Source organism: Bacillus pseudomycoides DSM 12442 (assembly GCF_000161455.1).
Classification (GTDB): domain Bacteria; phylum Bacillota; class Bacilli; order Bacillales; family Bacillaceae_G; genus Bacillus_A; species Bacillus_A pseudomycoides.
In genome coordinates, this window is the sequence record NZ_CM000745.1 from 4,859,963 (window position 1) to 4,870,338 (window position 10,376).

A 10,376-nucleotide genomic window follows, 5' to 3' on the forward strand; every position below is an offset into this window, starting at 1 on the left:
TGCTCAAAATAACGATGCATTCTTGTTCTTATTACGTATTACTTGTTTTGAAATGTGCGATTCATTCAATCATATAAACCATCACCCATTCCATTTTCAAATGTGGAGAAATCATAGACATGACATCTAGTATTATGTTTACTTTCAACCCAAGCGACGACTCTTGAGCTGAATGATAAATACAAAATAATTTTGGGAAGCTCTTATTCCCTCTAGCCTCCGCGTCACCGAGTAACGTAATTATAATGGGCACGCTATCCCATGAAGCGTATTCTCTTTTCAAAGAACCTTCATGAGATAATCGTACCGTTGATTCCATTTGCAAAAACTCCCCAAAAAATACGCTATATCTCTGCGTTTTCTCTGCCATTTTCAAATGATTCCTAATGTAGTAGCAATCAATTTAATAGCACTTTTCTTCTTCTCATAAAAGTATGAGTTCTTCATCATCAATTCATTTTGTACGAATGCATCTTTCACTGGTTTATTATCTAAGAACTTCATAGTAATGATGTTTCTTTCATCATCATCTAGGATATTGTTTAATGCCTTTTCGATTTGTTGCACCTTCATCCTACTTGTTACTCTCGAATCACGTAATTCTGGAAACAGACTGATTCCTTCTTGTTCCACTTCATTATTGAATCGCATTTTCAGCGCTCTGTATTCTTTCAAGATGCTCACGACCTCTTTCTGCACCTTTTTATCATCGATTTCTGGTAATAAAGATAATTGTTCCAAGTTGGAATCCCCCTATTTCGAATTTTAGTTTTTACACTCACATTAGGTATGTGAAATTTTAATACCTATCTTCTGAATAAGGGAACGATGCTTAGTAAAGTAGCCCCCACCAATCTACTCATCATCGTTCCGTTATCCATTAAGCTGTTGTTCTATTGAATGCTTCTATTTGTTTATCCTCATCATGGATTACCCATCCATCCTTAAAATGTTGCATTAGCTCGTGATACTTAAATACATCGAATATCCAAACATACTGATTACTCCCAAAACCTGGTTCTTTTCTATACAGCATGAATTCTCTTATACCCTTGTATCTTGGAATCATCTATTCAGCCCCTTTATTTTCTTATCCAACCTTTCTGTTTGTCCTTCATAACAACAACTAACTCCTGCTTATATCGGTATTCAAACATCTTCTTCATATATGGAAAGCGATCGTTAGCATAACCTTTGACATCAATCACTTCCTGTGTTCCATCCTTATAAGTAACTAAGAAATCTGCTGTGAATTTCCAATCTCTTCGCTTCTTCCGTTTACCATCTCGTGTAGTAATATAAAACCCTTCAAGGAGCATGTACTGAGGTTGTAGCTTAATCTCAACAACCTCAGGGTTACTCTTTAAGAACAGGTAATACTCTGCTTCTGTTTTACTATCAAACTCAATTCCTAGTACGACTGTTTTTCTACTATTAATACGGCCTGTCTTCTTTTTGCGCTTAAACAACTTGTTTCCTCACTTCCTTCTAATATGGAATGCTTCCTACATAATCTTTTGAAACACCCCATTGTGTTTTCCTAGGTATTCACCTTCGACTCTTTGTATAGATTATGCAAACCCTAAGTTAACTGGTACCCAAAATGGGAATACATTTCCTACTTTCAATTCATTAATCATTTCCTCATCCTCCAAATAAATCTCAATATTCTGTATATAATGTATATAGGCGATAGCCATAACTCATTTAAATGAGCCTCCAGCAACCTGAGTTCCCATCCCGAGAGAGCAGTTAGCTTTAGCTAGCTGTTCTTTTGGTTGTTTAAATAAAATTCAAAACCTCGATCATACTATACTTACATCCAGATTCTCATCTGTGATATTAGGCTTTTCCCCTTTCCCTGAGGGCGGGCAGTTAGCTTTTGCTAGCTGCTCTTTTTGAGTTTGTCCGAATAAAATTCTAAATTTTGTCCAATACTATAAATGGGCTGATACAGCTTGAATTCACAGTGACCTCTGTAATATTCTTTCTCCCTTTCCCCGAGGGCTGAGCAGTTAGCTTTTGCTAGCTGCTTTTTTCACATTTTAATTATATTAAGCGTATATTAATACTGATTATGATTGGTATTACGCCTACCTCTCAAGGGCACTTATATACAGTGCTCTTTTTTAATCTGCATAATATTCCTAATCCTGTTTATACTATAAATGTAACTTAAAGTGGTTCTGGTGCAAAAACTCTAAAACTTTTGCACCAGAACCAGAAAATGGATTCCGTTTTGCAAAAAATGGGCGTTCTAAAGTCCTAATTAAAAAACATCTAAAACTTAGCCTTGCTTAAAAAAAATTAATTAGCAAGGCTATTTGTCATGTATTCTTATACCCTCCAAGCAACCTATCCTTTTTCGACACAAGGAAACTCAAAACATCTCTCAGTTCCTATAATTATTTCTCATTTTCTAGACTATTCTGCTATAAAATTTACACATATATGAAACTGAAAATTCACTTATTTACTCACAAATTAACCTTGAGATTTACTAAGATAAAGTCTTGAATCGCTTGGTATAATTAGCCTAACATCCCTAAAATAGATTCTAATGTTTTTATTGAGTTTAAGTTTTTTAAAACAAGAATTAATAAATAAGATACTCTTAAATCCAGCTTAAATTTTAATAGGAAATTCTGTCTCTTGGGATTATTAGTTTATTTATTGTTATTGGAAGTGCTATAGCTGCTATTGGATTTGTAGCATATCTCTTCGATTAGTATAAAAAGGGATGATAAATTTTGGTTGTTAAGTAAGTAGTTAAAACGGAAATCTAAAAGTGAATAATAAAAAAGTAAATTTTGATCACCTATAAGATTATGAAGCTGTTGCTCAATTTCTTTTTTTAGACGTATGGAATTCTCTCTATTTCTTGCACGAATTTGTAAATACCACTCATTTAATAACTCCGTCAACTGTTCATTCCCCTTTAGTTGTATGTTCATATAATCCTCCCATCACCCCATAAAATAATAAAGGGAATATTCTCACAATAAAATAATAGCAGATAAACAAAATATTAATCTGGAAAAGAGAGATGTTCCAATAATCGACTGAACATTATGAAATTATCGTTTTATCGTTAATACATCCATATCGATATTTAGAGATATTTGAGATATAGGGGAGGGATAAAAGTATCCCTCCTCAATTCGAATTCTTTGCAATACTATTTATCTCTTTATAAATCGTAATTTATTACAGAAAAATTGAACTTTATTTTAAATCTATATTTATGTATAGAAATAAGACTAAGATTTATATCTTTTTTTCTTTGATTCTTTTTAATACATTCATAAAATTGTTAAATCATAAAAAAACCTTGAAAAGCTCTTAGCTAATCAAGGAAAGGAGTAAATTAATCCTTTATATTATATTTCTCTCTTATTGTTATTAAGAGATTCCCCCATTTAAACAAAAAATAATGGCTATCAGATTGCCCGAATATATAATCATAAACATATCCCTTTTCTATTCCACTATTGAAAATAAGAATTTTTCTAGCCTTTTTTTGATAACCTACTATTTGTGACGAAAATTTGATATTCATTTCTATTATCTTGTGCTGGTACAATCACTCGCATACCAATTACATCCCCGTGTTTATATTCACCTAACGTCACTTTGCAACCATTCATTATATAGTCTGATTAGCCCACAGATTAATTACAATAAAGTTGTTCACCATTCGGCTTTGAAGGTATTTTTAAGTACGTTCAACATCCAAACTAAGCTAAGGTACTTACAAATGAAGGGGTCCTATTAATATTTCAAAAAACACCTAATCCCATCCTCCTACTATATTTTTAGTTAACCCCCTTGACTATAACGCTACGTCATAGTGCATAATTTTAACTATATTAAATAAGGGGTGAAAGAAATGAATATAAAATCATTACGCTCAGATAAAATATATCGAAAAATTTCACAAGCTCCAAAAGAGGAAAAGGTTGAGTTATACAGACAAGAGATGTTGGCTCCGTTTATGAGGAAATGGAAAATTCAACATGTTCCTTTTAAAGCTGAGGAGCCAAATAGTTTTGATGTTATTACATTGAATAATATAATGAGCATTTCTCCTACTCAGATTACAAATGAGATTACACGAGAATTAGACTTGATTTCATCTGATTCTTTTTGGTCTGAGTGTACAGAAGCTGTTAGGAAAAGCCTTCATTTATTTAAAGAGCATGATGTGAACCTACGTGTATCCGATTACTTATTCACGATTCTATTAGGGGATCCCAATAGCCCTTCGTTAATGTTAAATGAAGGATATAGTGGTGATGGAGGTATCCCTGGCTATATTATGTGTACACTTGTCCCAAATGAATACACAATACCTCGAATGAAAGCTGCTTTAGCACATGAATGTAATCATAATGTTCGATATCAATTTATTCAGTGGGATTATACTGTTACTTTAGGTGAATTAATTGTTAGTGAAGGGTTAGCAGAGAACTTTGCTACTTCTATTTTTGGAGAAGATCTACTCGGTCCTTGGGTATCGAAAACAACTATGGAAATGCTTAATAGACATATTAAACCTGTGCTCAAGGAACAATTACAATTAACAGGCTTTGATAAAATTGCACCGTATCTTTATGGTGATGAATTAGCAAAACTTCAAAACTATATGCCAGTCAATATGTCTTATGCTGCTGGTTATGCCTGTGGGTACTATTTAATTAAATACTATTTAGAAAAAACAGGTAAAAATATCTTTGAAGCCACAATAACTCCTGCTAATCTAATATTAGATGAAATAAAAGGATTTTGGGATGAAGAAACAATTATTAACGGGTGAACTACCCGCCACTTAGTAGCCCTTACGAGCTTACTTGAAGTGGGGGCTTCTCGGTTAGTCGTTACTTTTGATAGCTAACGAATTAGTCCTAAAACAGCCGAGCTAACTCCCTTGTTCCAAAGGTTATTTTGTTGCTATTTATGCTAATGCTACTAGGCGTATTGCTTCATTTTTGATATTGATGGCTGAGTTATAATCTCTATCGAGATTTACACCACATATACAAGAATATACTCGTTCAGACAATGGCATATCTTTCACACTTCCACAATTGCTACATGTTTTTGTGGAAGGAAACCATTTGTCTATTTTCACAAGTTGTTTGCCTTGTTCGTGTAGTTTATAAGCTAAAAAAGAAGTGAACATACGCCAACCATTGTCAGCGACACTTTTTCCAAAATTAAGTGCTTGCGACATTCCTTTCATGTTTAGGTCTTCAACAGCTACAACATCAAAATTAGTAGCTAACTTTTTAGACTTATGGTGAAGGAAATTCTTACGTTGGTTAGCTACTTTTTCATGTAACTTAGCTACACGAAAACGTTGTTTATTCCAACGCTCAGAACCTTTAGTACGTCTTGATAATACTCGTTGTGCCTTTGCTAATTGATTTAACATTTTACGGTAGAACTTAGGATAATTGGCTCTCTCATCCTCAGAACTAACGTATAATCCATCCATCGCAAAGTCTAATCCAACAACTGTTTCTACTTCTTTTTGTACAATCTCTTTTTCGTATTCAGTCAAGATGGACACATAGTATTTACCAGTAGGTGTCATGGAGATTGTACACGACTTGATAATATGGTCTTGTGGTATTTCTCTATGTTGTTTGATACGTACCATTTTCAGTTTTGGTAATTTGATATGACCATTTAACAACATAATATTTCCGTTTACTACATTCGTTGTATAAGACTTTCTGTCTTTTTTACTTTTGAATGTTGGGAAGTCATTTTGACCACTAAAGAAATTCTTATAGGCAGTTTGCAAGTTTAGTTGAGCATTTGCCAGAGCTAATGAATCAACTTCTTTCAACCATTCAAACTCTTCTTTGTATTTTGCTGGAGTTGGAAGCTTTTGTTTCTTTAGTTGTTCCTTATCACCTTTGTATTTCTCATACACTTCTTTACGTTCAGCCAACATTCTGTTATATACGAAGCGCACACAACCAAAGGTTTTACGCATAAGATATGCTTGTTCTTCTGTTAGGTACAAACGAAATTTATATGCTTTATTATGCTTTGTCATATCATTTCACCTCACTTCTCCCCTTGATTTTCGATATACTTCTTCACCAAGTCTACTGGTGCACCACCAGTAGTTAGTAAACAAAAACTTCTTGCCCAAAACATTTCTTTCCAAAGTTTCTTTTTCACTTGTGGAAATTCTTTCTTTATTAATCGAGAACTCGCACTCTTATAAGCATTAATGAACTTTGTCATTTCTGTATTAGGATGTGCCTTGAACAATATATGTACGTGGTCAACATCATGATTCCACTCGACTAACGTTATATTGTAATTCTCAGAAAGTCTTACAAACATGTCTTTTGCATAGTATGACATATCATCATCAAATACATTTCTTCTGTATTTCACGACCAATACAAGATGATAATACAACAAGAACACTGAATGATTATTACTATCTAATTTCACTTATATACCAACCTTTTTGTTTCATAAGACTGATTATACCATAGAGAAAATAAAAAGCACAGTTACGTGCTTTTTGGCTACGCCAAACCGAAATTCATCTCCCACCTACCGTTGGGCTATTGCCCTCCACACACTTGAGGAAGGAGAATTCTTTCGGGCAATTCGTTAAATATTTTTAATAATTCATCCATTTCACCGTTACAAGAACAATATGCTCATGAAGCGAAATTCATCTATGGAGAAACTGAAAAATACAAAGAATTTGAGGCGAAACTGAAAAAACTCTCTCCTAGTAAAAAAGCGAACCTATTTTCTGAATTTGAACTAAACATGGAAAAAGTATTTAGAAAAATTGCATCCTGTATTAATCAATCCCCTTCTTCTGATGAGGTACAGAAATTAATTGTAGAATGGAAAAGTTATCTTGAACAATCTATTGTATGTGACTCTGAAATGTTGATATGTATTGCAAATACGTATAAATTTGATAATCGATTCAAAAATTATATAAACCAATTTAGTAATGAAGACTTAGCTGAATTTTTATATAACGATATTATACATTATACTAATAGACAGAATCATTAATTTCATATTTTTATAATACAACATATAAATAAGAGATGGTGTTAATTGAAATTTCACACCATCCTTTTAAATAACTTTATTGTCACTGCACACCTTCATGGGGTTGCCTAAAGTTATTCTATTTTCGACTCCATCTTAACTTTTTTCAAAACGTGGCGACTTTATTTCAAATCCACAATATCAAATTTATAAAAAAGTAGGGAAACTTGTAAAACTATACAAGCTTCCCTACTTTTTACGTATTATTTAAGTTATTTTTTAAATAATTTAGCGAACCATGATTTTTCTTGTTGACTAGAGGCAACTAACTTCTTAGTTTCTTGTATTTCACGAATCACTTCTAATAGCTGCTGATCTCTGTTATTTATTTTCCCATCAATATTCTTTTGTTGTTCATCAATCTTATTCAATAACATATGATTAGTTTGTTCTAAATGATCTATGCGCTGTAAAAGCTCCATGTTCATGGCTTTTTGTTCTTGAAAATATATAGAAACCTCTTTCATACTTTCATACATCGTTTGAATAATTGGCTTCGTTATTTCGTCGTCTTCATCGCTCTCTTCTACTACAATATAATCTACGTTTTGTTTTAACATCTGTTCTATTATTTCTGGTGGCTCTTGTGCATCTTTCATATTAGCAATTAATTTAAACAACTCTAATGCTTCCTGTTCATATCTCAGTGTTCGCCCCTTCGTCCCAGCGACAGTTGGTAAATATGGTTTGAATTGATCCCGCCAGGCCTGAAGGGTTGTCCGTGGCTTCCCAAGCATTCTTGCTATATCTGCAAGGGAATATGTTTTCCTATAAGGCTCTTCCCTATCCATTCCATCGTCCTCCCCTCATCGTTATTTGTTGTTATCGATGTCCGACATGTTGTCATTGCATTGTTATTGATTATCATCCATGTCGGTCATGTTGTCATTACATTGTTATTGATTATCATTTATGTCGGTCATGTTGTTGTTTTACTGTTATTCATCATCTTTTATGTCCGACATGTCGGCGTCTAACTATTATGTGTCTTATTCGTTTGAAAGAAGGTATTTCCTTGTTTATTTTGAATTTTTTAAGTATATAGGTTAATTAAATAATAAGTACGATTCAAGTCGTACTTATTATTTAAAGTATTCTTATTTTTGATTAAATGTGCTAAAGTATAATTAAAAGTATCACTTAAGTCGTACTTAATGTATAAAGGAGGAATTATAAATGAAAATTGGAAGAAAAGTAGCGGATTTCGGAAATAGTTTTAATAATTTCATGGTCGATGGTTATTATATTGAACTTGCAACGAATGTAGTTAAAATTTCAAAGAAACAAGCTGAGGATTTACTTGTTGATCGTATTTCTAGACCAGAAGATTTACTAGATAGATTACTAATTTCCACTGAAATCGAAGGTGAAGAGTCTTTCTATTTAGTTGGGCAATTAGCTGAAGATAATCAGTTGGCAAACTCACATGTAAATAAGATGCACGATAAAATTAATAGTCCTATCCCATACGTAAGCTTTTTAGGAGCAATTGCATATTATCATGCGCTTAACGCTGAGCAAGAAGATAATGAAGTTGAAATTGAACACATGAGTATGATGCTTCCAATTTGGCTTTTAAAACGTGAAGAGAAATTTAGCATTGCTCATAAAAAAATGGAAGAAAGATTTATTGGTGAACATAAAGTTAAAGTGTTAACACCAGGAATGGAGAAAGAACTAACTATTAGAGTCAATTCAGCCAAATGTAGAAATGAATCAGAAGTTGCTAGACATTCTTTAAAATATAAAATGGTTTCAAAAGATCAGAATACAAATGTAATTAGTATTGAAAAGCGATATGAATCTGAGAGATTCGATGACTATGAAGTAGTTTTAACTGACATTGGTGGCGGCTCTACAGATGCTGTGCGATTAGGTAAAGGACTTACTACACCTAAGCACAGAGATTCTTTCCAAGTTATCGATATTGAGCCATTCTTAGGATATCTAGAACGCTTTAGAAAAGAAAAATTGATTCAATACTTTAAGGATCTAAGAACATTAGAGAAATTTATAGTCAATAATTATAAAGTACAAAAGTACGTACTATCGAATGAAAATACTGGTGAAGAATATGATTTTACAAATGAAATTGTAGAGGCACTGAAAGAATATGCAAGAATTTTAGTTGCTAAAATTCTTGATGTATTCATCCCATCTAGTACGAATACAGTGTTGAAATTCATTTATATTGGAGGCGAAGCACCCGTTTTAGAACCATACATCCGTCTAGCTTTATTGAATCATATGTCTGAAATGGCTGCTAAAAACAATCACTTCTTCTTGAACGATATTATTCAAAATAGCGACAAAGAAGTATTTGCTCCAACTTCACGGACAATTAATCTAACTGCATTAGAATTAAAAGTAATTGATGAAATGAAGGGACAGTTAGCCTAAAATAAAGGGACGTGCTGATAATGGCTAAAAATAGAAAAATGGCATTACATGCTGATAATATGCCTGAAGATGTATATGGAATTCTTAATGAAAAAGCTAATAGTAGACAATTAACAGCATTTGTTGTTGAACTGGTACAAAATGAAAAACGTTATGAGCAACTACTGCGGAAATTAGATCATGTAGAACAGAGATTAAATCTTTTAGATACAATTGAAAATAAATTGGATCTTCTACTTACTAATGGATTTGTTCCCATACAGAAACAAGAAGATTTAAAAATGGAAGAGCCTGTACTCCAAGAAGGTAAAATTGTTGATGCTAAGGAAGTACTTGGTGGTATTTCTGAAGAAGATAACGAAGAGATTGATTTCTAATTAGTAAAGAAGACCTTTAGGTATAATCCTAAGGTCTTTTATTTCAAATTCACACTATTAATACTAGTTGTTAATTATAGAATGAAAATTGAACTACTCACCACTTAACGTCCTTGCGGACTGTTTGAAGTGGGATAGCCTAATCCATTAGAGTTCTACTGAACTCTAATGGATTAGGCTATCCCCGTAGTTCCTACGGTTAAGAGACGAATTGCTTCATTTCTCAGATTGAGTGCTGCATTTCGATCTCGATCGTGATGTGTGCCGCAAGAAGGACAATCCCACACACGAATTGTTAGATTTTTAACGTCTTTGTTTTTGAATCCACAATTGGAACATAGTTGACTAGAAGCAAATGTTTTAGATACCACGACAACTTGTTTACCATACCATTTTGCTTTATATTCCAACATAGCTCGGAATTGTGACCAAGATACTTCACTAATCGCTTTTGCAAGCTTTCCATTTTTGAGCATGTTACTGACTTGTAAGTCC

11 protein-coding genes and 2 pseudogenes are annotated in these 10,376 nt (G+C 33.0%); 4 read left to right on the forward strand and 9 right to left on the reverse strand.

The genetic code is table 11. The annotated features are described in order from the left end of the window. Positions 1-61 precede the first annotated feature (61 nt). The 5 genes and pseudogenes from BPMYX0001_RS24650 to BPMYX0001_RS24675 form a co-directional block, all read right to left on the reverse strand. Entirely contained in the window at positions 62-319 is a 258-nt protein-coding gene (locus BPMYX0001_RS24650; RefSeq protein WP_139358609.1) for a hypothetical protein, read from the reverse strand. A gap of 53 nt (positions 320-372) precedes the next feature. Next, positions 373-741, reverse strand: coding sequence for an ArpU family phage packaging/lysis transcriptional regulator (locus BPMYX0001_RS24655; RefSeq protein WP_006096910.1), 369 nt, complete (start codon positions 739-741; stop codon positions 373-375). A 139-nt stretch (positions 742-880) separates the two neighbouring features. Then, positions 881-1,069: a hypothetical protein gene (locus tag BPMYX0001_RS24660; protein ID WP_033799318.1), complete on the reverse strand. Its 189-nt coding sequence runs from the start codon at positions 1,067-1,069 to the stop codon at positions 881-883. A 13-nt stretch (positions 1,070-1,082) separates the two neighbouring features. Beyond that, on the reverse strand, positions 1,083-1,469 hold the full coding sequence (locus tag BPMYX0001_RS24665; RefSeq protein ID WP_006096912.1) for a DUF1064 domain-containing protein: 387 nt from the start codon (positions 1,467-1,469) through the stop codon (positions 1,083-1,085). Between the two features lie 1,272 nt (positions 1,470-2,741). Then, positions 2,742-2,954: pseudogene (locus BPMYX0001_RS24675) on the reverse strand (response regulator aspartate phosphatase); the annotation flags it as partial. A gap of 935 nt (positions 2,955-3,889) precedes the next feature. Between BPMYX0001_RS24675 and BPMYX0001_RS24685 the strand changes: the two are divergent. Further along, entirely contained in the window at positions 3,890-4,816 is a 927-nt protein-coding gene (locus tag BPMYX0001_RS24685; protein ID WP_018783440.1) for a DUF2268 domain-containing putative Zn-dependent protease, read from the forward strand. Positions 4,817-4,954: 138 nt separating this feature from the next. On the opposite strand, the gene BPMYX0001_RS24690 is transcribed toward BPMYX0001_RS24685, so the two are convergent. Both BPMYX0001_RS24690 and tnpA read right to left on the reverse strand, forming a co-directional pair. Further along, positions 4,955-6,067: an RNA-guided endonuclease TnpB family protein gene (locus BPMYX0001_RS24690; RefSeq protein WP_006096916.1), complete on the reverse strand. Its 1,113-nt coding sequence runs from the start codon at positions 6,065-6,067 to the stop codon at positions 4,955-4,957. Between the two features lie 11 nt (positions 6,068-6,078). Next, positions 6,079-6,477, reverse strand: coding sequence for an IS200/IS605 family transposase (gene tnpA / locus BPMYX0001_RS24695; protein ID WP_033797910.1), 399 nt, complete (start codon positions 6,475-6,477; stop codon positions 6,079-6,081). A gap of 162 nt (positions 6,478-6,639) precedes the next feature. On the opposite strand from tnpA, the pseudogene BPMYX0001_RS31480 reads away from it, so the two are divergent. Continuing rightward, positions 6,640-7,065 (forward strand): annotated as a pseudogene (locus BPMYX0001_RS31480) (TipAS antibiotic-recognition domain-containing protein); the annotation flags it as partial. A 251-nt stretch (positions 7,066-7,316) separates the two neighbouring features. Here the strand turns inward: BPMYX0001_RS31480 and BPMYX0001_RS24700 are convergent. Then, a complete protein-coding gene (locus BPMYX0001_RS24700) occupies positions 7,317-7,895 on the reverse strand; it encodes a DUF3967 domain-containing protein (RefSeq protein ID WP_006096919.1) in 579 nt (192 codons plus the stop codon). A 385-nt stretch (positions 7,896-8,280) separates the two neighbouring features. Here BPMYX0001_RS24700 and BPMYX0001_RS24705 point away from each other — a divergent pair, with 385 nt between their 5' ends. Both BPMYX0001_RS24705 and BPMYX0001_RS24710 read left to right on the forward strand, forming a co-directional pair. Then, on the forward strand, positions 8,281-9,504 hold the full coding sequence (locus BPMYX0001_RS24705) for a ParM/StbA family protein (RefSeq protein ID WP_006096920.1): 1,224 nt from the start codon (positions 8,281-8,283) through the stop codon (positions 9,502-9,504). Between the two features lie 20 nt (positions 9,505-9,524). Then, positions 9,525-9,881 (forward strand): hypothetical protein, encoded by a 357-nt coding sequence (locus BPMYX0001_RS24710; RefSeq protein ID WP_006096921.1) that lies wholly within the window; start codon positions 9,525-9,527, stop codon positions 9,879-9,881. A 173-nt stretch (positions 9,882-10,054) separates the two neighbouring features. Here BPMYX0001_RS24710 and BPMYX0001_RS24715 read toward each other — a convergent pair. Then, positions 10,055-10,376: RNA-guided endonuclease TnpB family protein (locus tag BPMYX0001_RS24715; protein WP_033799321.1), on the reverse strand; the 322-nt coding region annotated here is incomplete at its 5' end.